This is a genomic window from Alcaligenes endophyticus, from assembly GCF_026344035.1.
In the GTDB taxonomy this organism is placed as follows: domain Bacteria; phylum Pseudomonadota; class Gammaproteobacteria; order Burkholderiales; family Burkholderiaceae_B; genus Alcaligenes; species Alcaligenes endophyticus.
In genome coordinates this window covers 236475-257731 of record NZ_JAPKND010000003.1, presented here as the reverse complement: position 1 = coordinate 257731, position 21257 = coordinate 236475, and the positions used below count along the sequence as shown (strand labels likewise).

Genomic DNA, 21257 nt, shown 5'->3' with positions numbered 1-21257 from the left:
AGGAGTTGTTGCATGGCCATTATTGAGTTAAAGCATGTACATAAATGGTATGGGCAGTTTCATGTTTTACGTGATATTAACCTGCAAGTGGCAGCGGGTGAGCGTATCGTCATTTGCGGCCCTTCGGGTTCAGGTAAGTCTACGTTAATACGCTGCATCAATCGGCTAGAGGAGCACCAGCAGGGGGATATAGTGGTAGATGGCGTAGAGTTAAGTAATAACTTAAAGCAGATTGAAGCGATCCGCCGTGAAGTGGGAATGGTATTTCAGCATTTTAATTTATTTCCGCATTTGACCGTGCTTGAGAACCTGACTCTAGGCCCAATTTGGGTATTGAAGCGCCCCAAGGCCGAGGCAGAAGCTATCGCTATGGAGTATCTCGAGCGCGTACGGATCCCAGAGCAGGCGCAGAAATATCCTGGTCAGTTATCAGGTGGACAGCAGCAAAGGGTAGCAATTGCTCGCTCCTTATGCATGAAACCTAAAATTATGTTGTTTGATGAGCCTACCTCTGCTTTAGATCCCGAAATGGTGAAGGAGGTATTGGATGTGATGGTGGGGTTAGCTGAAACCGGGATGACAATGTTGTGCGTCACCCATGAAATGAATTTTGCGCGCAAGGTAGCTGACCGGGTCATTTTTATGGATAAGGGCGAAATCATCGAGCAAAGTCCACCCGATATATTTTTTGATCAACCCCAAAATGAACGTACTCAAGCCTTCCTAGGGCAGATATTGCACTAATATAATGTCCTACGGTCTATACAACGCCTGACATTTATTTTTGGAGTGGTTTATGAGTATCACGCGCTATCTGCATCGTCCTTTGATGGCGGCATGCTTGAGCCTGGGTGGGCTATTAGCAGGGACAGCAGTACAGGCAGAGGGTTACCCCAGCAAGCCTATACAGTTCGTGGTGCCTTATCCTCCAGGTGGTCCTTTGGACATCATGGCGCGCTTGCTGGCGCAGCAAGTAAAAGAAGACTTAGGCACAGTGGTGGTAGAAAATAAAGCCGGTGCAGGAGGAAATATTGGTGCCGGATTAGTGGCTAAGGCTAAGCCCGACGGGTATAGCTTGGTGATGGGGGCTGTGGCAATTAATGCCATCAACCCTTGGCTGTATAGTAATCTGCCTTTCGATCCCATAGAAAGTTTTGAACCGGTGGCATTAGTTGCCTCGGTACCGAACGTGTTGGTGGTAAATCAAGCATTTGCCGAAGCCAATCAAATCAATCAGGTGGCAGATTTGGTTGATTACGCACAGCGTCATCCTGGAGAGTTGAATTATGCCTCGGGAGGTAACGGGAGTGCTGGACACTTGGCAGGCGCGTTGATGAATGCACGTACCGATGTTAATACGGTACATGTCCCGTACGCTGGGGCCAACCCTGCTAAAACAGCCTTGCTGGCGGGAGAGGTTCATTTCATGTTTGATAACCTTGCCTCGGCCGCACCATTGATCAAAGAAGGGCGCCTGAAGGCACTGGCCGTCACTACAGTTGAGCGTTCCAGTTTTTTGCCTGATGTAGCGACAATGGAGCAAGCCGGAGTAGAGAACTTTGACCTGGGGACTTGGTTTGGTGTTTTCGCTACGGGCGGTACTCCTACAGATATTGTGGAAAAACTAAATCTTGCCTATACACGTGCCTTACAAGACCCTAAAGTGCGCGAGACTCTCAAACAAATGGGCTCAGAGGCTGCCGTTTTAAGTGCGCCTGAGTTTGCACAAATGGTCAGTGATGAACTGGCCAAATATGAAGATATAGTGGCCGCCTCAGGAGCCCGATTGTATTGAGAGTGGTCAGCAAGGCTTACATGAATGTATGTTAAGTTAGGTAAAGTGAACCACTCTGTAACGCCCAGATACTTAGGCTCTTGCTAGTATAGGGACACTTACAAGCACCTTTTACAATAAGCTTGTCTAATTCTCGAGAGGATTTATGAGTATTTCCATACGCACTGCAAAATTTGGTGTTTGCCTAGGCATGACGGCCTTAATGGCAGCTTGTGTTACCACTCAGTCTACGGGTGGACGTACGGCTATCGGTGCAGGCGCAGGCGCCGCAGCTGGCGCGGGTTTAGGGGCCATTATCGGCGACAGCAGTAAAGCAGCGTTAATTGGGGCAGGTATTGGTGCGTTGGCTGGTGGTATTGCGGGGTATAACTGGTCAGGCATTAAGCAAGACGTGCAGCAATCCGGTGCCAGCAATCTAGGGGTAGATGTTACTGAGATGCCGGACGGCTCTTTGCGTGTCAATATTCCTAGCCATGTATCTTTTGATACTGGCAAGTACCAGCTTAAGTCAGCGTTATTGCCGGTATTAGATAGTGTTGCGCGTGCTTTGATTCAACACCCCGAGTTGCGTGCCGTAGCCGTAGGCTACACAGACAGTACCGGCTCGCTACAAACGAACCAAGTCTTGTCGCGTGAGCGTGCTCAGGCGGTGACGACATATCTAAGCCATCAGGGAGTAGGCGGTAATCGTCTGATCGCTGAAGGTCGTGCGGATAGTCAGCCTATAGGCAACAATGCTACGGCTGAAGGTCGTGCTTTAAACCGCCGCGTTGAGTTGTATTTGTACGCCCCCCAACAATAATGATGATGGGGTTGCCCCTCTGCCGTTAGGGCGGCGGGCCAAGATAAACAGAACGTGGCAAGCGGGTAAAATTGCTTGCCACGTTTGGCCTTTTTTTATTTAGGCTTTTTGGTACAGCTTGCTACCTTGCTGTACGAACTGGATGGACATTTCCTTCATACCCTCGGCTACGGCTGCTTGCTCTTCCAAGCCTTTTGCTTTGGCATAATCACGTACATCTTGCGAGATTTTCATGCTGCAAAACTTCGGGCCACACATAGAACAGAAATGAGCGACCTTCATCGAATCTTTGGGCAAGGTCTCATCATGATATTCGCGCGCCGTATCTGGGTCTAACCCCAAGTTGAATTGATCGTCCCAACGGAACTCAAAGCGTGCTTTGGATAATGCATTATCACGGAATGCAGCAGAGGGGTGCCCTTTAGCTAAATCAGCAGCATGCGCGGCGATTTTATAAGTGATGATGCCGTCTTTCACATCTTTTTTGTTGGGCAAGCCCAAGTGTTCTTTAGGGGTTACGTAGCAAAGCATCGCTGTGCCTTGCCAAGCGATCATGGCTGCCCCTAGACCAGAAGTAATGTGGTCGTAGCCGGGAGCGATGTCGGTGGCCAGCGGCCCTAAGGTATAAAATGGTGCCTCATGACAGTGCTCTAGCTGCATCTGCATGTTTTCAGGAATGAGGTGCAAGGGAACATGCCCTGGACCTTCAATCATGACCTGAACATCGTGTTGCCACGCTACTTGGGTCAGCTCACCTAAAGTGCGTAGCTCTGCAAACTGAGCCTCATCGTTGGCATCGTAGCCTGAGCCTGGACGCAAGCCGTCGCCTAAGGAGAATGCGACGTCGTATTGCTTCATGATTTCGCAAATATCTTCAAAGCGCTCATAAAGAAAGCTTTCTTTATGATGAGCTAAGCACCACTTTGCCATAATCGATCCGCCACGTGACACTATCCCAGTCATTCGTTTAGCGGTCATGGGGACAAACGGGAGCCGCACCCCCGCATGAATGGTGAAATAATCCACACCTTGCTCTGCTTGCTCAATCAGCGTATCGCGGAAAATTTCCCAAGTGAGGTCTTCGGCTACCCCACCTACTTTCTCTAGTGCCTGGTAGATCGGTACGGTACCAACCGGAACGGGTGAGTTGCGAATGATCCATTCGCGAGTTTCATGGATGTTTTTACCGGTGGACAAATCCATGATGGTGTCTGCGCCCCAACGTATGGCCCAGGTCATTTTTTCAACCTCTTCGCCGATATCGGAGCCTAAGGCGGAGTTACCGATATTGGCGTTAATTTTCACTAGAAAATTACGTCCAATAATCATGGGCTCTGTTTCGGGGTGGTTGATGTTATTAGGCAAAATGGCTCGGCCACGTGCGATCTCGTCACGTACAAACTCTGGCGTTACTTTTTCAGGCAAGCTGGCACCATAGCTCATGCCTGGATGCACTTTGCTTAGCCTACGGGCCATATCAGCCCCGTTAGGGCCGCTATTGTGTAGCGACTCTAAATAAATTTCGCGCCGTAGGTTTTCACGTATGGCGACGAACTCCATTTCGGGGGTGATAATGCCACGCCTAGCGTAATGCATTTGAGTCACATTAGCCCCTGATTTCGCGCATCTAGGCTGACGGCTGAGTTCAAATCGTAGGTCTTGTAGCTTGTCGTCGCCAAGGCGCTGTTGTCCATACTGACTGCTTAAACCGGGCATGAGCTCGGTGTCTTGACGCTCAGTAATCCATTGTTGCCGTAGGGCAGGTAAGCCCTTGCGGATATCAATGCGTGTGTCAGGGTCAGTGTAAGGACCACTAGTGTCATACACAGTGAGAGGAGGGTTGGGTTCCGCGCCAAAATGGCTAGGTGTGTCGTGTTGAGAAATTTCGCGAAAGGGTACGCGTATATCAGGACGAGAGCCAACTTGGTACACCTTACTAGAACACGGGAGCGATTTTATCGCGGCGGGATCTACCGTGGCGGTGTTGGCGGTAAATGGGGAGGTTTTTTGATTCATTCCAGCTCCAAAAATAAAAAGGAGCCGATATAGGAAGTATGACAGTCCGGGCATTGCACCCGTAGTACACGCTCCCAGCATCGGCATTATCCGTACTGGTACGAGGGTGTGTCTCAACCCGCTTTTTATGCGAGTACCCCTGCGTGCTAAGTAGTATAGGCCGAAAAGCCCCGTCGTATCTTTATATAAGCAATTAGTTTTAGGTGGCTTGCTTGCCTGCGGTCAATCCATTGAGCATCAAGCGTAATGCACGTTCTATTTCTTGTAATTGAATCGGTTCGAGAGCGTTGAGCTCATGTGGGCTAATACTGTCAAAGGGCCAATGCTCGTCGCTATCCGTGCTAGGGGTTTCTTTTACAGTCTGAGACAGTTGAGGTATTCCTTGCACTTGCAAGTGCATCTCTCCTACGCCTTCTTGTAGCCATTCGGGACTTACATGTAAAGCGCGCGCAAGCACGAGTATTTCTCGGGGTGCCTTACGGGTACCGTTTTCATAGTTTGAAATAGCGCTTTGAGCCAGTCCACAAAGCCGGGCTAGGGAGCTTTGAGAGAGTTTCCGATATTGGCGCGCTGTGCGTAGCCGATCACTGAAGAGTTCCACCTAGGAATTATTGTTCTTAGTGACAACACGGTGGTGATAGCATGAGCATAACGAACGTGATTATAATGACATGGTTAGTGAATTTTGCTCATTTTGATTGAGGTGTCAAGCATGCAGGAAGTTCAAAGCCCTACCGTGTTCCATCTAGCGTTGCCAAATCATGGGCAAACCTTAACTGATGATCAGTTCCAAGCTTTACGGCAACGTGGCTTTTCTGTTTGTGTTTTTGATGACTTTGCACCACTTAGCGACGCCTTAGAGCGCCGTGATGCAACAAATAGAGGATGGCCCGGACTGCTCTGCCTAACCGGTACGTTAAACGGGCTGACGGCATTGACCATGCGTTTACGCATGAGTTATCCGCGTTTGGGCATACTGCTGCTTTCTGACTGGAGTGAATCGGCTTTACTACAAGCGTTGCAAAGTGGTGCCGACAGCCTTCTTCCTATTTCGGCCACTCCTGAGCTGCTTGGGTGTTACGCCTATAGTATGTTTAGGCGTCAATTGCCAGTGACAATGGTCGCCAATAAACGGCCCACTGATCTTTGGCGTTTAGAGCAAAATGGCTGGGCTTTATGTAGCCCAGCAGGCAAACGATTTTCCTTAACCTCGGCCGAGCGCTCTTTTTTTGACTGCTTATTACGTCATCCCGAGCGCCAAGCCACCCATGCACAATTGCTACAAGCCATTGATGAGCGGGGTTGTCTAGCCCCAGACAACACGCCCGCGTCGCAACATTCATACAGTATGGCTGAGGTGAATCGTCTAGGGGTTTTGGTAAGTCGCTTACGTCGTAAATTTGAGCGCGACGCTACCGATCTGCCTATACGTTCCATCCACAATTGGGGCTATATGTTCTCTGCCGAATGTGAGATCGGAAGTCAACGCCAGCAATAAAGAGACTAGTGGTAACGGCTAATCCCTAAATCATCAGAGCGGATAGCCGTCTCTTTACCTGAAATGATATCCGCTAACAGTTGGGCACTGCCTGTACTTAAGGTCCAGCCTAATGTGCCGTGACCGGTATTAAGGTACAGGTTATCGTAAGCTGTTTTTCCTATAATAGGCGTGCTATCAGGGGTTTTGGGACGTAAGCCTGTCCAAAACTGTAGATCAGCGTGGCTTTGATAACTACCGGGGAATAAATCGCTTAACACCATGCTTAATGTCGCTTGGCGTTTTGGATTTAAGGTTTTATTAAATCCTACCACTTCTGCCATGCCTCCAACGCGTATGCGTTGATCAAAACGGGTGATAGCAATTTTATAGGTTTCATCCAGTAAAGTGGAAATGGGTGCACGAGTCTCATCTACGATAGGGGCAGTAATTGAATAGCCTTTTAACGGATAAACCGGTAATTTGATAAGCTTATGCAACAAAGGTGTGGACCACGAACCTAGGGCAACGACGTAAGCATCCGCAGTGAGAGTTTCATCCTCGCATTGGATGGCACTGATGCGTTGACCTTGGCTTTGTATGTGACGAATACCCTGAGAGAATTTGAATTCGACGCCAGCTTGCTTAGCCATTTCTGTGAGTTGACGGGTGAACATTTGACAGTCACCGGTTTGGTCATCAGGCAGGTGTAAACCACCGCTTAGTTTGTGAGCAACATGCTCAAGAGCAGGCTCGATGGAGGCCAGTTCTTGGGCGCTTAGCAGTTGGTGGGCCACTCCGGCTTGTTCTAGTATGCGAATGTCGGGGGCGACGCCGTCAACTTGTGCTTGGGTTCGAAAAACCTGTAATGTGCCTTTTTCGCGGCCTTCGTAAGCAATGCCGGTTTCGGATTGGAGCGTGTGTAAGCAGTGACGGCTGTATTCTGCTAAGCGCACCATTCGCTCTTTGTTGACCGCATAACGTTCTGGGGTGCAATTGCGCCACATTTGGTAGAGCCATTGCAACTGATGTAAGCTGCCATCAGGCCGGATAGTCAGTGCAGGATGCGTGTCAAACATCCATTTAATAGCTTTGCGGGGAATGCCCGGTGCCGCCCAAGGGGATGCGTAACCAAAAGAGAGTTGCCCGGCATTGGCAAAGCTTGTTTCTAGAGCCGAACCTTGTAAACGATCAACCACAGTAACTTGATGGCCTTCACGAGCCAGATACCATGCGCTTGTGACGCCTATAACACCTGCACCCAATACGACGATTCTCATACGTTCCCTTACTGGTTTGGGCTCGGGCATATAAGAAGGGTCGGCCCGAACGCTCATCAATTTGAAAGTTTACAACCTATTACAACAGTCAGCGAGTGGTTGGGCCAACCTTTTGCTGTAAGCGCTTATCTATAGTCAAACTTTTCCGTGTTAAACACCATATTGTCGCGATGCATCAGCTCGGCGTCAGTCATAATTCCGAGGATTTCGGCAATACGTTGACTAGGATGCCCTTTGATACGGCGGGTGTCATCGGCAGAGTAGTTGATTAAACCGCGCGCGCATTCCACGCCGTGTTGGTCAACACAAGCGACTACGTCGCCCCGACCAAAATCTCCCTCTACTTGGACTACGCCTATTGCTAGCAGGCTTTTATGGCCCTGGGTGAGCGCATCCACCGCACCTTGGTCTAGAGTTAAGCGGCCCCGTGTGCGTAAATGATTCGCCATCCAGCGTTGTCGGGCCGATTTTACCGGTAGGACAGCCTGTAGTTCAGTGCCAATAGATTCGCCGCGTGCTAGGCGCACTAGTACATCAGGTTCTCTGCCTGAAGCAATGACCGTATGCCCGCCGCTGTTTGCCGCGCGCTTGGCAGCTAGTATTTTGGTAATCATGCCGCCCGTACCCACCGTACTACCAGCTCCGCCTGCCATGGCTTCCAATTCTGGGTCGCCTGCTTGGGCATGGGTGATAAAACGGGCGCTGGGGTTGCTACGAGGATCGGCACTATACAAACCGCTTTGATCCGTAAGGATGACCAGTGTTTCTGCTTCGATAAGATTGGTGACCAAGGCGCCCAAAGTATCGTTGTCACCTAGGCGAATTTCATCAGTGACGATGGTGTCATTCTCGTTCACGATAGGCACCACGCCTAAATCAAGCAGGGTATAAAGCGTACTGCGTGCGTTTAAGTAACGGTGCCTGTAGGCCAAATCTTCGTGAGTGAGCAAAATTTGCGCGGTGCGTATGCCATGGCGTGCAAACGCCACTTCATAGGCTTGGATGAGTCCCATTTGCCCCACAGCCGCTGCCGCTTGTAGTTGATTCATGGCTTTGGGGCGCCGAGGCCAGCCCAAGCGGGCCATACCCTCGGCAATCGCGCCGCTTGAAACCAATACTATTTGGCAGCCTTGGGCATGCAACTGCGCAATTTGTGCTGCCCATTGCTCCACCGCGTTGATATCTATGCCTTTGCCTTCGTTGGTGACTAAAGAAGAACCAACTTTGACAACCAGGCGTTTAGATGAGGCAACAATAGAGGACATGTGTGTTGAAGCGTGCATCAAGTTAAAGAGGTAAGAGGTCAGGAGCGCGAGTCGTCAAAGCGAGGGTCGCTGTGCACATAGGTGCCTGCCGCTCGATCTTGGGCTTCTTGCTCTGTTAAGCGTTGTTGATCTAGCCAATCTTGAATTTTAAGAACGAGCTCGTGAGTGCCTGCGCCAGTCAGTGCTGAGATGCTAAATACTGGTCCTTGCCACTGTAGCGTTTCTATTATATTTGCTTTGAGCTCTTCCGGGTTATCCACCATGTCTAGTTTGTTCAGGATAAGCCAGCGTGGTTTCTCATACAGTTCTTCACTGTATAGACGCAACTCTTCCACAATCGCGCGTGCTTCCGTGACGGCTTTTTCAACTACATCGACGTCTGGATCCAGTGTGGATACATCAAGTATGTGCAATAGCAAACGAGTGCGGGTTAAGTGGCGTAGAAACAAATGTCCTAAACCTGCCCCTTCTGAAGCCCCTTCAATTAAACCTGGAATGTCGGCGATAACAAAACTATGCGCCGCAGAGGCGCGTACTACGCCAAGATTCGGGTGTAGAGTAGTAAAAGGGTAATCGGCGATACGCGGTTTAGCGTTAGAAACTTTAGTAATAAAAGTCGACTTTCCTGCATTAGGCATGCCTAACAGACCGACGTCGGCCAATACTTTTAATTCTAGACGCAGTTTGCGTTGCTCGCCTTCTTTGCCATGAGTAAACTGGCGTGGGGCGCGATTCACACTGGATTTAAAGTGTAGGTTGCCCATACCTCCGTGGCCACCCTGTGCTAGGGTGACTTGCTCGCCGTCTTTGCGCAGATCATATAGCTGTTGGCCCGTCTCCGCGTCAAAAATCATGGTTCCTACCGGTACGCGTAATGTGATGTCAGTACCTGAGGCGCCATACTGATCAGAGCCGCGGCCATTCTCGCCGTTACGTGCCCTATGCATACGAGCATAGCGATAGTCGACTAAGGTATTGATGTTGCGGTCTGCTACGGCGTACACACTGCCACCGCGTCCACCGTCGCCCCCATCGGGGCCACCGAAAGGAATAAACTTTTCTCGGCGGAAACTGGCTACGCCATTACCGCCTTTACCTGCAATCACTTCGATTGTTGCTTCGTCTACGAATTTCATAATCGTGTCTTGTGGAAAAGTGGCCGGAAGGAGCGCGTATAGCCAAGCGTGCCGTAATCCGGTAATGATAAACGAAAAAGCCCTACCTTACTAAAGGCAGGGCTAGTTCAGTGCGACGCAAAAGTCGTTTATTCGGCGCTAAGTACCGAGACTGTGCGTTTGTTCAGTGCACCAGTGATAGAGAATTTAACTTTTCCATCAACGAGTGAGAACAAGGTGTGGTCTTTACCGATACCTACGTTTACACCCGGGTGAAACTGAGTGCCGCGCTGGCGAACAATAATGCTGCCTGCCGAAATGGCTTGACCGCCGTATACTTTCACGCCGAGTCGTTTGGCCTGTGAGTCACGGCCGTTTCGCGTAGAGCCGCCGCCTTTCTTCTGTGCCATGTTTTAGCTCCTGTAGAGTCGTCTGAGATCGCTTACACCGAAACGGTGTCAATGCGGATTTCAGTAAAGTTTTGACGATGGCCTTGTGTTCTGCGATAGTTCTTGCGACGGCGCATTTTGAAAACAATAATTTTTTTGTGACGGCCTTGCGCAAGAACAGTAGCTTTAACCGAGGCACCGGGAACGAAAGGAGCACCTATTTGTAGTGCTTCACCTTCGCCTACGGACAATACCTGGTCTAGCGAAATTTCTTGCCCAATGTCAGCCGGTATCTGTTCTATCTTTAGTTTTTGGCCAGTAGTAACACGATACTGTTTACCACCGGTTTTTATAACCGCGTACATAGGGAAATCCTTGAAAAACTGATCGTTTAGATCAAATCTTGTAGTCTTTAGCTAAAAAATAGCTAAGCAAAAAATTCTATCTTGAATTTGCCTATAGGTCAAGAGCTTAGCGCTAAAACAGAGTTGTTTGGGCCTTACTTGTGCAGCTTTTATGTGGTCCGCTTTCGCGGCCTTAGTTAGTACACCGATGTTTCTGAGTGTAGGTATTGTAAATAGGTGCTGCTGTTTTAGTGTTAGAGCGGGGATGGCGACGTAATTATTTACAGCTTCTTGCATTCTGTGCGAACGTTTTGACTTGCTTTGGCGTACGGTAAAGCTAAGCAGTCCACTTCACAGCAAACTTCTTGGAGGTTTTTTATGAATAAAGATGTTTTTAAAGGAAAGTGGGAACAGTGGAAAGGTCAGGCAAAAAGCAAGTGGGGTGAGTTGACGGATGATGACCTGCTGCAAGTGCAGGGGGATGCGCAACGTTTGGCCGGGCTTTTGCAAGAGCGTTATGGTCATACCAAAGAGCGAGCTCAGCAAGAAATACAAGATTTTTATGATCGTAATAACTAGGTAGCTAAAGCGGTAGTTGATGCATTGGCATCCTTGTGCTTTTTACACTAGGAGACAGTTATGTTGTATTACTCCATCTTATTTTTTATCGTGGCGATTGCGGCTGGTGTTTTAGGGTTTGGAGGCATCGCTGCAGGTGCTGCAACAATTGCTAAAGTATTGTTTTTTATTTTCTTGGTTTTGGCTTTGTTCACTTTACTGAAGGTCATCACGCGTTAGCCAGCCTTGGATAGCGCACTTAACCCACCTCTATAGGGTGGGTTTTTTTATGCCTGACGTTATCAGTGAATTGCCAAGTGTTAGCAAAACATTGCATTGATATCGTTTTAGAACGATATGATTTGAGTGGTAAATGCTTGGGTGTTAGCGTGAAGAGTGCGTTAATTCTAGGGTTGGGATGCTTATACCCCTGTGTTGGGGGGCGCTACTAATACGTTTTTATGCTAAAACCAGAATATGGCATGGCCGTCGTGGTAGTGACGGCTTGCATCGCGATGCGTACGTTGGTTTTTTATAACCTTGGGACCTTAGTGGTCGTAGAGCTTAGGTATCATGCCCGCACAGCCCTTTCAAAAAATCGTTCGCTCCTTTCAATGGCTACACGTACTTAGTATTAGTGGCCTATCACTGGCGTTGTTATTAGCAGTGGCTCTTTATTGGGGAGGCCAGAGAATTGTTGAGCAAGAGCGCGAAAAAGTAGGTCTCAGTTTTTTCTCACTCACGACATTTCTTGATTCTCAGGCTCGTTTTTTAGAGCAATTACGCCAACTTATAAGTATAGGTGGAGTAGCAGCCCACTCTGTGGTCCCTATTTCAGTGCAGCAAATTTCCGCGCCTAATGCTGCACAGACTCTGTATAAGGTACAAGCACGTCTTGCGGATGTTCCCTTCACGATAAACTGCTTTCCCTTAGGGGCTCAATATTGCCCGACGCTCACAGGCCTACTAGATGGCGATACTCCCTTACTCAGGTTGGGCGATTTTTTAACGGATGCCTATACCCGCCATTGGGCTGAGTCTTATTTTCCCGGGGCGCGCACCATCGTGTTAGATGCCAAGGGAAGTTTCTCACTGACAGTACCTACGCCAGACACTTCCAGCCCGCAAGGTATTCAACGAGCACAAGTAGGCTCACAAGCAATCACCGAAATACAGGATTTTTTAACTCAACCGTTGGGCTTGAGCCAGTCTAGACGGCCGGTACATTGGCGAGCCCTGAAAGGGGTGCCGGAGGGGTTGGCGGCTATGACGCAGTTGCCGTTGAATCTTGAGCCCAACGGTGAACCTTTATGGCCTACTGATTCTATCTATGCTGTCACGGTGTCCACCATAGAGCGGACGCAACTTTTTCAAAACATACTCGACACCCCTATTTATGATGAGTTTTGGCTCCTTCATGATTATGGTGGCCTGATGCTCGGTAAGGGGGAGGTGCCTGGGCCAGGTCAGCCTGGGGTGAGTGTCGAGCGTACAGGATTGATTTTTACTCTGGTGAGTGAGCAAGGAGATTGGCAGGGGGTGTTTAGAGTGTCTTACTCCACCTTATTCCAGGCTAATTTGTGGTTGCCCGGTACGGCGTTGGCTTTATTGGTTCTATTTGTTTTGGGCGTGATTTTATATGTGCGCTGGTATAACCGGCGGGTTTTGGGACCTGCCGAGCAAGCTCAACAAGCGTTAATTGAAAGTGAGGGTTTTAATCGCACTTTATTAGATACTGCACCGGTTGCTTTATGTGTTTTTACGCGCCGGCAAGGAGAACTAGTCTTTTGCAACTCTTTAGCACGCGAATGGTTAAGTATTGAGGATGCCAAACAAGTTTTACCCAGTGGTCTTTTGCCAGCGGAAGTGTATCGAGCAGACCAGTCAGGTGTGTTTAACAGCTTAGAGATTAACGGCCGTTACTTGCAGGCGGTGTATTCACCAACTCGATATAAGCAGCAGGATGTGGTGTTGTGCGTATTCGCCGATATTAGCGACCGAATAGCGTACGAGGAGGTCTTGTCTCGGGCGAAGGCTGAGGCGGACAGTGCGAATGCGGCAAAAACTCGCTTTTTGGCCGCGGTAAGCCACGAGATACGCACCCCTTTATATGGCATTTTAGGTACTTTGGAGCTTATGTTGTTAGGCCCCTTGGATCCTGGGCAGCATTCCCATTTGCGACGTCTTCAGTACTCCGCTAATTCTTTGATGCAGTTAATTGGCGATATTCTAGATGTGACCAAGATAGAGGCGAATCAGTTAGTCCTTAGCAGCCGAAAATTTAATCCACGTCGTTTGTTGCACTCTTGCGTAGAAACGTATGCTGCAGCGGCTGCGCGCAAAAAACTATTGTTATTTGGATGCGTAGATACCGGAGTGCCGGTAGAGGTCGTGGGCGACCCTGAGCGTATACGCCAAATATTGAATAACTTGATCAGCAACGCGTTGAAATTTACGCAATCTGGGCAAATTACGGTGCGCTTACGTAGTCAATCCAATGCCCCCACTGAGAGCTTATTGAGTTTTCAGGTGAGTGACACGGGGATAGGTATTCCCAAGCAGGCCCAGGACCAGTTATTCACCCCTTTCTATCAAGTCGAAAATAGTGGTTTGATGGCGCGAGGGACGGGGCTGGGGTTAAGTATTTGTGCCGAGCTTGTGACGTTAATGCAGGGCAAAATTCTCGTAACCAGTGAGCCTGGCCTGGGTAGTAGTTTTACTTTAGAGCTCAGTTTGCCTGTCACTACCCCTGATGCTGACTCTGTGAAAGCACCAAACCTACAAGGTTTACAGGTTGTTGTGCGTAGCCCTCATGTAGAGCTGAGCATGAACCTTTGTCAGTGGTTTAAGGTGTGGGGCGCGCAAGCTCAGAGCTGGGACGAAAGCAAGAATCTAGGTCAAGCAGACAACGACACTATTTTTGTGGATGTCTTAACACCGCAGGCAGCACCGCCTAGTCATTGGCAAGGCCCGTATCTACTTGCGGGTATGACTATACAGCCTGAACAAGGGGCGGGAGTGCAAATAGAAAGTACGAACCCTTACGAGATTGCACAAGGTATATTGAAGCTGGTTCGCGGAGAGCGGCAAAGTACCCCTTCAATCCAGAAAAAAAGTTTCAAACCTCTTGGGCTCCATTTGCTGGTAGCCGAGGATAATCCCATTAATCAGGAAACCTTAGCTGAGCAATTGGCCCTATGTGGCTGTACAGCGAGAATAGTTGATGATGGTCAAGAGGCGTTGAGTTATTGGCCGTTAGAACGTTTTGATGCGATTTTGACCGACGTTAATATGCCTAATATGAATGGTTATGAGTTTACTCAGGCCGTGCGCCAGCAAGATCTGAACATCCCTATTTTGGGGGTTACTGCCAATGCAACCCGCACGGAAGAGCAGCGTTGCCATGCAGCGGGTATGTCGGCCTGGTTGGTCAAGCCTATTGATTTAAATACTTTGTATGCCAATTTAGCGCAGTGGAGTAAGACGTCTGTTGCCTCTGCCTCTGCCTCTGAAAATGCAAGTAACGCTTTGACTACAGACTTATTGCCTGAAGTAGCGTCAACTGCGATGGCGGATAACGATTATGGCGCGTTGGCTTTTGACCAGGCTATACAAGAACTTAAGCTCGTGCCAGAGCGCCACCATAAGCTTTTTCGTGAATCCATGAACGCTGATGCGCAAGCGATTATTCGGGCAGCTCAGCAGCAAGATGAAGTAGCGTTACGGCGGGCTTTACACCGTTTGTTAGGGGCCTTGCTAGCGATGAAGCAAAGCGTTTTTGTTGCACGTGTACAGCATGCTCAAGCCGCATTAAAAGCTCATGATATGACTTCAGCGGCACAGCAGGCAGTGGAGTTAGCGCAGGACTTACAACAGCTAATCGCTGTGCATTTACCGAGTTAGGCTGTGTTTACCTATGAAGGATAATCAATGACTCGTTTACGCTTAGTGTTTGCCGATGATCATCCTTTAGTGCTAGCAGGGCTACATGAGTTTTTTATGCATGATATTAGTGTAGAGATCATGGCTATGGTGTCCTCGTCTACGGAGTTGATCGCGGCGATTGCAGCCCACCACCCTGACGTCGTGGTAACCGATTTTTCCATGCCTGGTGATGAGCGTTACGGCGATGGGTTGAGCTTCATTAGTTATTTGCTACGGCGCTTTCCCCAGGTGCGTGTGTTGGTCGTGACGATGGTATCCAGTCCTGTCGTGATTCAGTCTTTGTACAAGGCTGGGGTTAGTGGCGTGGTGCTAAAGACTGAGGATATGGACAAGCTAGGCAGGGCTTTGGATGCTATACGTACGGGACGTGTGTATGTTGGCGAGGCCGCAGCGAGTATTGGCGTTGAGCCGGACACAGAGCAACCTTTTCTGACTCAGTTGTCGCCTCGAGAACTAGAGGTGGTGCGCCATTTTATTGCTGGTCAATCGTTAACGGATATCAGTCTGGTGCTCAACCGGAGTATAAAAACCGTAAGTAGTCAGAAGCGTTCTGCCATGCGTAAATTAAATGCTAAAAATGACCAAGAGTTAATTGCTTACTGTGTACAGGCGGGGGTATTTCAATAGAGCTAGAAAACAGAATGGTCGAGACATATAGCGTATGCTGGGGGCACGCAGGTATGATGGGTAATCAGTGACAGTGCAACTGGTGTCGTTATAAGCCGGTAAGATGCTGGTATGAGGCGCCTGATGCAGGCTAATAGCTTATAAGGGATGGCTTATGTGAAAGATCATTGGCGGGTTTGACGTTCATCTATGGTGATATTTACCGGTATAGTGCGGGTTTTTTGCTTGCAGCATTCATATGTCCTATCCATTCCGAATACTAATTGTCGAAGATCACATTCTGCAGCAGCAATATATGCTGGATGTACTGCTGCAGGCAGGGTTCGATGTCGCTGAGGCAGTAGAGGGTGGAGTAAAAGCATTAGAGCAATTAAAAGAAAATGAATTTGATTTGATTTTGCTCGATCTAGATATGCCTGATATGGATGGGATGCAGTTTATTCAGGCTTTGTCGCAACGACAGCCGATGGTTGCCTTAGCCATTTGTAGCGCCTGCATGCCAGATATCATGGAAAGCGCAGTACGTGTGGCTAGAGGGCAGAACCTGACGGTGTTGGGGCACTATGCTAAGCCGTTCATAGACGAGTACGCACATGAGCTTGCTCATAAATTACAGGTAGCGCAGCACGGACGGGAAACCATCCTTAAAGAGCGGCCTATTGTGTTGTCGCCTAACCAGTCGGCGCTGGAGTTAGCTTTACGTGAAAAGCAAATTATCCCGTGGTATCAGCCCAAGCAGTGTTTACGCACGGGTGCGATTGTCGGTGTGGAAGCCTTGGCTCGTTGGCAGCATCCTCATAGCGGAATGATTTCACCCGCACTATTTCTGCCCTACGTGTCCCTGCACGGTCTGGATAAACCCTTGCTAACGCATATTTTTCGTTTGGCTGCGCAAGACTACCAAGACTGGTGCCGCAACGGTTATACCGTGCCTATTTCTATTAATTTGCCTACTCACTTGCTTGAGCAGGAGTCTTTGCCTGACGAGCTTTTAGAAGTGGCGATGCACTATCACATTGACGCTCAAGACATCACGTTTGAGTTATTAGAAACCACGTTAACTGAGCAGACGAGCCAGTTGTTGGTGGGGGCGGGACGCCTGCGTCTAAAGGGCTTTCAGCTTGCCCAAGATGACTTTGGCATAGGCTATAGTTCTATGCAGGCGCTCACTACTGTGCCTTTTACAGAGTTAAAAATTGATCGCATGTTTGTCGCCGGCGCGGCACAAGACGAAACGCGTGCAGCCGCTATGCGTAGTTCCATTGCCTTAGGTAAGCAATTGGGCCTTAAAGTGACGGCTGAAGGAGTAGAAACCGAAGAGGACGCTCGCTTATTGCACACCACCGAGTGCGATAACATACAAGGGTATTACGTATCTCATCCTTTACCAGCCGATGAGCTTTTACGGTTTTTGCAACGGGCCTAATCGCGAGCTAGTGAGGCTTGAGATTGCCCATGTTTACCCTAAAAATTTCTGCCGTACCGAGCTAATATGTGCCTTCATGAGTTCAGCGGTGCGAGCTTTATCGCCTTGCTTCATGATATTTAGCAAATCGTGCAGTTCTTCTATGCTGGCTCTTTTGTTGCTATTAGCGGGCGATGAAGTAAACCATAAACGCATAGAGCGGTCGAGCAAATGGCCGGCAAACTCAGCCAGTAAGTCGTTGCCTGCGGCTGCGTATAAAATTTGATGAAATTGTCTGTCTACTCTCATGCCCCCTTGGCGATCGCCTTGGGCATAGAACCGGCGACCTTGCTCTATCAGTGCTTCTAATTGAGCAATCAGTTCGGGGCTAAGGTGGTCGACTGCTGCTGCGGCCAGATGAGGCTCAACGAGCTCGCGCGACTCTAATAGGTTGAGAAAGCTATCTAAGGTTTCAGCGCGAATAATAATGCCTTTGCGTGGCAATATATCGACTAGTCCTTCACGCGCAAGGCGATGTGTCGCTAAGTGCACGGGGTTTTTACCCAAGTCTAGCTGTTCACTTAACTGTGCCACATTGACTTGATCACCCGGCTTTAGTTCACCGTTCAGAATCAAACCTTTAAGCGCGAGATAAGCCTGCTCGCCTAATGAGTTAGCTAAAGGTTTCTGTGTAGCAGAGCGAATTTTGGTCACCATATGAAAGAAGAAGCCATCTAGTGCTGACTAATAGAGCCAGTATTATAGATGGCTTCAAGCCGCTTATTGTAAGACGATGCCGGCGTCGTCTATGATTTGCTTGTATTTATCACTTTCAGCTTGCATAAATTGGGCGAACTCTTCGGGGGTGGAGGCCACTGCATGCATGCCTTGTTGACGCATCACGTTTTGTACTGTGTCGGCGCTGAGCGCTTGCTTATACAGTTTATTAAGTGCTGCCACGTGCTCATCAGGGGTGGCGGCAGGGACGACCAGACCAAACCAACTGGCAGAGTTAAGGTCCGGCAAACCCGCTTCAGCAAAAGTGGGTACATCAGGTAGCATGTCCATGCGTGTATCGCCTGTTACAGCGATAGCTTTTACTTTACCCGCTTGTACATGAGGTGCAACGACACCAATGTCACCTAGGGTGGCGTCTACTTCACCTGTTAGAACGGCGAGTGTGGCTGGCGCAGCCCCTTTGTAGGGCACGTGTAGAAGCTCGGTACCCGCTTGTTTATTGAACAACTCAAAGCCTAAGTGACCCGAAGAAGCCAGACCAAAGGAAGAGTAGGAGCCTTGGCTGCTTGGTTGCTTTGCCCATTCAATAAACTCTTGCAAGTTGGACACAGGCAGATCGTTACGTACGACCAGTACATGTGGATTAGCAGCCAATTGTGTTACTGGCTTAAAGTCTTTCTGTGTGTCGTAGGGGAGATCTTTAATGGTGTTGGGATTGACTACAAAGCTAGCTGCCATAAGTAGTACGGTATGACCATCAGCCGGCTTATTTAATAAATACTGCGCACCAATGACCGTACTTCCTCCTGGGCGATTTTCCACGATAAGTGTTTTGTCGGCCTCTTTTGCAACAGCGGCCCCCACTGCGCGGGCTAAGGAGTCACTTGAGCCTCCTGCTGTGTAGGGAACGATGAGCGTCATTGTTTGGGTGGGAAATTCTGTTGCAGCGACCCCTGAGCAGGCCAGTGCTAGGCTCATGCCAATAAGAGCTTTTTTCATGCGACTATCCTTTGTAATGTGTCTGATGCGAGTCAGTATTTAATTAAGATGAAAATGTAGCGGCAGGTTGATCTTGGAAGTCGTTGATCAATGCGCCTAAGCCTTGAATACGGCATTCGATGACGTCGCCGGCTTTAATGAAAATGGGTGGGGTGCGGGCATTGCCAATGCCATCAGGCGTGCCCGTCAAAATAATATCGCCTGGTAATAGTGTCATGCCAGCAGAAACCTCTGCTATTACTTTAGCGACGGAAAATATTTGCCGCTCGGTATTGGAGGCCTGCATCACCTCACCGTTCAGTAAACAGGCAATGTCTAATGCCTGTGGATTAGGTAGCTCGTCCGCGGTCAGGATGAAAGGGCCCAGCGGGCAAGTGCCGTCCAATGATTTTCCTTTGAACCATTGGCCTCCATGGGCGCGCTGTAAATCACGCGCGCTAATATCATTGGCAATGGTATAACCGAACACATAATTTAATGCCTCTTGTTCTGTTATATCGCGTCCGGCTTTACCGATGATTACCGCCAGCTCTACTTCCCAATCAAGACGCTGGGTAAGGCTGCTATGGAGTGGCAAGGTTTGCCCGGGATGGGCAAGGCTAGTGGTAGCTTTAGTAAATAATGTGGGCTGCTCGGGGAGGTCTTGTTCTTGACCCTCGCGCTTTCCTATGCTTTCGGTGTAGTGCTTAAGGTAGTTCCATCCAACACAAATAATATTACGCTCTGGTTGAATAGGAGCAAGTAGGCGAACGCTCGCTAACGGAACGGCAGAGCCTAGGGGAAGCTGCTGTAGGGCGGAGAATTCCTTGTGCATGAGTTCTTGCACGTTGGTATAACCTTGCACTGGATAAACATCAGTGCCCTGATGTACACCAAGCTGCGGAGTGTTCTGAGCATCGAGATAGCGAACGAGCTTCATATTAGTCTGCCTTAGATAAGCGAGCCTGGCCTTGGATTTCAACGAGAATTTCAGGCTTGCCTAGCTCTTTAACGCCTACGAGTGCACAAGCAGGGTAATCACCGCTAAAGAATTCACGTCGAGCTTGCCATACACCCTGATTATGTTTCATGTCTGTTACGAAAATAGTCATGGTGACTATGTCATCAATGGTGCCACCGGCTGCCTCTAATAAATTTTTCATCTTGCTAAAGATTACTTTCGCTTGCTCATAGCTGTTGTCGCCTTGAATGGTCTCGCCGTCATTAGCGCGTGAAGTAAAACCTGATAAATACACTGCATCGTCTACACGTAAGCAGTTAGACCACAAGCGCTCAGCCGGTTCGGCAACTTCGGGGCTGATTACACGTATTTTACGAGTCATTTCTTATTCCTTAAATTTCATAATCAAGACAGTGAAATTTCACAGTCAGTTTTATAGTATCACTTTTTCATGGCTTTGCAACTAGGTGAAATGACGAAGGGTTTTAAGGATGACTGATAGGTGTGTGGGGTGAGTCTGCAGCCGTGGTTGGAGCAAAAACGGCAAGGTGGGTACAGATGCAGCGCTGAGGGAAGTGAGGGCTACAAATGGCTAGCTTTTTATGAGGCCTGCGACTAAAATCACGTTTATCAAGGGGAGTAGCTTACTTACCGTCGCATCGTCATCACGGCTGCATGTTTTAAATATGCTCCCGGTGCCCGGGCAACATTTGTTGCAAGCAAGACCTTGCCATTCATGGGCAAGGTGCATTCTCTTAATATGAAATGGCCTAGTCCCTTACAGACAGGCCATTTTTTTTCTGCTTGCGGGGCAAGTCAGACGAGTAAATGGCCCATCCTCAATCTATTTTTTAGGGTGTGCAATGCTCGAATTCCTTCAAACTATGCACTGGGGTGCAGTTTTCCAGATTATTTTGATTGATATCCTTTTAGGCGGGGATAATGCGGTGGTCATTGCGCTCGCTTGTCGCAACTTGCCTGCCAAGCAGCGTATGCAAGGTATTTTGTGGGGCACAGCGGGGGCGATCATTTTACGTGTCGTGTTAATTGCTTTTGCACTGACACTGTTAGGAATACCGTTTTTGAAGCTGGTGGGGGCAATACTATTGGTTTGGATCGGTATTAAGTTAATGATTCCCGAAGAAGATGCTCATGGTAATGTGAAGGGAGGGGTGTCCCTTTGGAGTGCCGTCAAGACCATTATCATTGCCGACTTTGTGATGAGTTTGGATAACGTGATTGCGATTGCTGGTGCCGCTCAGAATGCAGATCCTGACCACCAGTTAGGGTTGGTTATTTTTGGCTTGCTTGTGAGTATCCCAATTATTGTATGGGGCAGTACATTAGTGCTGAAGTTGATTGACCGATTCCCTATTGTGGTTACTTTTGGCGCTGCGCTGTTGGGCTGGATTGCCGGCGGCATGATGATCAGCGATGTGGTTGTGGTAGAGCATTTTGGCGAGGTCCAATTAGCAGTGAAGCTAGCGGTTGAAATTGGTATGGCCGTGTTAGTGGTGTTGGCGGGGTATTTCCTCGGTAAACGCAAACAAAAGGCTTAAAAG

Annotated in this window: 21 protein-coding genes; 10 read left to right on the top strand and 11 right to left on the bottom strand. The window is 48.9% G+C overall.

Annotated features, from left to right (window positions below; translation table 11 throughout):
* The first annotated feature begins 12 nt into the window (after window positions 1–12).
* From OSH01_RS07740 to OSH01_RS07730, 3 genes are all read left to right on the top strand, one after another.
* Complete coding sequence (locus OSH01_RS07740) at window positions 13–744, top strand: amino acid ABC transporter ATP-binding protein (RefSeq protein ID WP_290459505.1); 732 nt, start codon at window positions 13–15, stop codon at window positions 742–744.
* A 52-nt stretch (window positions 745–796) separates the two neighbouring features.
* Complete coding sequence (locus OSH01_RS07735) at window positions 797–1795, top strand: Bug family tripartite tricarboxylate transporter substrate binding protein (RefSeq protein ID WP_266123508.1); 999 nt, start codon at window positions 797–799, stop codon at window positions 1793–1795.
* A gap of 145 nt (window positions 1796–1940) precedes the next feature.
* Complete coding sequence (locus OSH01_RS07730) at window positions 1941–2597, top strand: OmpA family protein (RefSeq protein WP_266123507.1); 657 nt, start codon at window positions 1941–1943, stop codon at window positions 2595–2597.
* A gap of 99 nt (window positions 2598–2696) precedes the next feature.
* Here the strand turns inward: OSH01_RS07730 and thiC are convergent, their stop codons facing one another.
* Both thiC and OSH01_RS07720 read right to left on the bottom strand, forming a co-directional pair.
* On the bottom strand, window positions 2697–4613 hold the full coding sequence (gene thiC, locus OSH01_RS07725) for a phosphomethylpyrimidine synthase ThiC (protein ID WP_266123506.1): 1917 nt from the start codon (window positions 4611–4613) through the stop codon (window positions 2697–2699).
* A gap of 199 nt (window positions 4614–4812) precedes the next feature.
* On the bottom strand, window positions 4813–5214 hold the full coding sequence (locus OSH01_RS07720) for a helix-turn-helix domain-containing protein (RefSeq protein ID WP_266123505.1): 402 nt from the start codon (window positions 5212–5214) through the stop codon (window positions 4813–4815).
* Window positions 5215–5325: 111 nt separating this feature from the next.
* Between OSH01_RS07720 and OSH01_RS07715 the strand changes: the two genes are divergently transcribed.
* Entirely contained in the window at window positions 5326–6111 is a 786-nt protein-coding gene (locus OSH01_RS07715; RefSeq protein ID WP_266123504.1) for a DNA-binding response regulator, read from the top strand.
* A gap of 5 nt (window positions 6112–6116) precedes the next feature.
* Here the strand turns inward: OSH01_RS07715 and OSH01_RS07710 are convergent, their stop codons facing one another.
* From OSH01_RS07710 to rplU, 5 genes are all read right to left on the bottom strand, one after another.
* Window positions 6117–7370: a D-amino acid dehydrogenase gene (locus OSH01_RS07710; RefSeq protein WP_266123503.1), complete on the bottom strand. Its 1254-nt coding sequence runs from the start codon at window positions 7368–7370 to the stop codon at window positions 6117–6119.
* 125 nt (window positions 7371–7495) lie between these two features.
* On the bottom strand, window positions 7496–8653 hold the full coding sequence (gene proB, locus OSH01_RS07705) for a glutamate 5-kinase (RefSeq protein WP_266123502.1): 1158 nt from the start codon (window positions 8651–8653) through the stop codon (window positions 7496–7498).
* Window positions 8654–8673: 20 nt separating this feature from the next.
* Window positions 8674–9771, bottom strand: coding sequence for a GTPase ObgE (obgE, locus tag OSH01_RS07700; protein ID WP_266123501.1), 1098 nt, complete (start codon window positions 9769–9771; stop codon window positions 8674–8676).
* 128 nt (window positions 9772–9899) lie between these two features.
* Window positions 9900–10160: a 50S ribosomal protein L27 gene (gene rpmA / locus OSH01_RS07695; protein ID WP_266123500.1), complete on the bottom strand. Its 261-nt coding sequence runs from the start codon at window positions 10158–10160 to the stop codon at window positions 9900–9902.
* A 32-nt stretch (window positions 10161–10192) separates the two neighbouring features.
* Entirely contained in the window at window positions 10193–10504 is a 312-nt protein-coding gene (rplU, locus tag OSH01_RS07690) for a 50S ribosomal protein L21 (RefSeq protein WP_266123499.1), read from the bottom strand.
* 357 nt (window positions 10505–10861) lie between these two features.
* On the opposite strand from rplU, the gene OSH01_RS07685 reads away from it, so the two are divergent.
* From OSH01_RS07685 to OSH01_RS07665, 5 genes are all read left to right on the top strand, one after another.
* Window positions 10862–11062, top strand: coding sequence for a CsbD family protein (locus tag OSH01_RS07685; protein WP_266123498.1), 201 nt, complete (start codon window positions 10862–10864; stop codon window positions 11060–11062).
* Window positions 11063–11122: 60 nt separating this feature from the next.
* Window positions 11123–11281 (top strand): DUF1328 family protein, encoded by a 159-nt coding sequence (locus tag OSH01_RS07680; RefSeq protein WP_266123497.1) that lies wholly within the window; start codon window positions 11123–11125, stop codon window positions 11279–11281.
* A gap of 333 nt (window positions 11282–11614) precedes the next feature.
* Complete coding sequence (locus OSH01_RS07675) at window positions 11615–14944, top strand: hybrid sensor histidine kinase/response regulator (RefSeq protein WP_266123496.1); 3330 nt, start codon at window positions 11615–11617, stop codon at window positions 14942–14944.
* Window positions 14945–14971: 27 nt separating this feature from the next.
* Window positions 14972–15613, top strand: a complete 642-nt coding sequence (locus tag OSH01_RS07670; RefSeq protein WP_266123495.1) for a response regulator transcription factor — start codon at window positions 14972–14974, stop codon at window positions 15611–15613.
* Window positions 15614–15851: 238 nt separating this feature from the next.
* Window positions 15852–17039 (top strand): EAL domain-containing response regulator, encoded by a 1188-nt coding sequence (locus OSH01_RS07665; RefSeq protein ID WP_266123494.1) that lies wholly within the window; start codon window positions 15852–15854, stop codon window positions 17037–17039.
* 33 nt (window positions 17040–17072) lie between these two features.
* On the opposite strand, the gene OSH01_RS07660 is transcribed toward OSH01_RS07665, so the two are convergent.
* The 4 genes from OSH01_RS07660 to OSH01_RS07645 form a co-directional block, all read right to left on the bottom strand.
* A complete protein-coding gene (locus tag OSH01_RS07660; RefSeq protein ID WP_266123493.1) occupies window positions 17073–17735 on the bottom strand; it encodes a GntR family transcriptional regulator in 663 nt (220 codons plus the stop codon).
* 63 nt (window positions 17736–17798) lie between these two features.
* Entirely contained in the window at window positions 17799–18755 is a 957-nt protein-coding gene (locus OSH01_RS07655; protein WP_266123492.1) for a Bug family tripartite tricarboxylate transporter substrate binding protein, read from the bottom strand.
* Between the two features lie 43 nt (window positions 18756–18798).
* On the bottom strand, window positions 18799–19674 hold the full coding sequence (locus OSH01_RS07650; protein ID WP_266123491.1) for a fumarylacetoacetate hydrolase family protein: 876 nt from the start codon (window positions 19672–19674) through the stop codon (window positions 18799–18801).
* Between the two features lies 1 nt (window position 19675).
* On the bottom strand, window positions 19676–20077 hold the full coding sequence (locus tag OSH01_RS07645) for a RidA family protein (protein WP_266123490.1): 402 nt from the start codon (window positions 20075–20077) through the stop codon (window positions 19676–19678).
* A gap of 481 nt (window positions 20078–20558) precedes the next feature.
* On the opposite strand from OSH01_RS07645, the gene OSH01_RS07640 reads away from it, so the two are divergent.
* Window positions 20559–21254 (top strand): TerC family protein, encoded by a 696-nt coding sequence (locus OSH01_RS07640; protein WP_266123489.1) that lies wholly within the window; start codon window positions 20559–20561, stop codon window positions 21252–21254.
* Window positions 21255–21257: the final 3 nt, after the last annotated feature.

What these genes read in the sequence shown, in the direction of transcription:
- OSH01_RS07740 (WP_290459505.1), top strand. Translation starts at nt 13, where the DNA reads ATGGCCATTATTGAGTTAAAGCATGTACATAAATGGTATGGGCAGTTT.
- OSH01_RS07735 (WP_266123508.1), top strand. Translation starts at nt 797, where the DNA reads ATGAGTATCACGCGCTATCTGCATCGTCCTTTGATGGCGGCATGCTTG.
- OSH01_RS07730 (WP_266123507.1), top strand. Translation starts at nt 1,941, where the DNA reads ATGAGTATTTCCATACGCACTGCAAAATTTGGTGTTTGCCTAGGCATG.
- thiC (WP_266123506.1), bottom strand. Translation starts at nt 4,613, where the DNA reads ATGAATCAAAAAACCTCCCCATTTACCGCCAACACCGCCACGGTAGAT.
- OSH01_RS07715 (WP_266123504.1), top strand. Translation starts at nt 5,326, where the DNA reads ATGCAGGAAGTTCAAAGCCCTACCGTGTTCCATCTAGCGTTGCCAAAT.
- OSH01_RS07710 (WP_266123503.1), bottom strand. Translation starts at nt 7,370, where the DNA reads ATGAGAATCGTCGTATTGGGTGCAGGTGTTATAGGCGTCACAAGCGCA.
- proB (WP_266123502.1), bottom strand. Translation starts at nt 8,653, where the DNA reads ATGCACGCTTCAACACACATGTCCTCTATTGTTGCCTCATCTAAACGC.
- obgE (WP_266123501.1), bottom strand. Translation starts at nt 9,771, where the DNA reads ATGAAATTCGTAGACGAAGCAACAATCGAAGTGATTGCAGGTAAAGGC.
- rpmA (WP_266123500.1), bottom strand. Translation starts at nt 10,160, where the DNA reads ATGGCACAGAAGAAAGGCGGCGGCTCTACGCGAAACGGCCGTGACTCA.
- rplU (WP_266123499.1), bottom strand. Translation starts at nt 10,504, where the DNA reads ATGTACGCGGTTATAAAAACCGGTGGTAAACAGTATCGTGTTACTACT.
- OSH01_RS07685 (WP_266123498.1), top strand. Translation starts at nt 10,862, where the DNA reads ATGAATAAAGATGTTTTTAAAGGAAAGTGGGAACAGTGGAAAGGTCAG.
- OSH01_RS07680 (WP_266123497.1), top strand. Translation starts at nt 11,123, where the DNA reads ATGTTGTATTACTCCATCTTATTTTTTATCGTGGCGATTGCGGCTGGT.
- OSH01_RS07675 (WP_266123496.1), top strand. Translation starts at nt 11,615, where the DNA reads ATGCCCGCACAGCCCTTTCAAAAAATCGTTCGCTCCTTTCAATGGCTA.
- OSH01_RS07670 (WP_266123495.1), top strand. Translation starts at nt 14,972, where the DNA reads ATGACTCGTTTACGCTTAGTGTTTGCCGATGATCATCCTTTAGTGCTA.
- OSH01_RS07665 (WP_266123494.1), top strand. Translation starts at nt 15,852, where the DNA reads ATGTCCTATCCATTCCGAATACTAATTGTCGAAGATCACATTCTGCAG.
- OSH01_RS07660 (WP_266123493.1), bottom strand. Translation starts at nt 17,735, where the DNA reads ATGGTGACCAAAATTCGCTCTGCTACACAGAAACCTTTAGCTAACTCA.
- OSH01_RS07655 (WP_266123492.1), bottom strand. Translation starts at nt 18,755, where the DNA reads ATGAAAAAAGCTCTTATTGGCATGAGCCTAGCACTGGCCTGCTCAGGG.
- OSH01_RS07650 (WP_266123491.1), bottom strand. Translation starts at nt 19,674, where the DNA reads ATGAAGCTCGTTCGCTATCTCGATGCTCAGAACACTCCGCAGCTTGGT.
- OSH01_RS07645 (WP_266123490.1), bottom strand. Translation starts at nt 20,077, where the DNA reads ATGACTCGTAAAATACGTGTAATCAGCCCCGAAGTTGCCGAACCGGCT.
- OSH01_RS07640 (WP_266123489.1), top strand. Translation starts at nt 20,559, where the DNA reads ATGCTCGAATTCCTTCAAACTATGCACTGGGGTGCAGTTTTCCAGATT.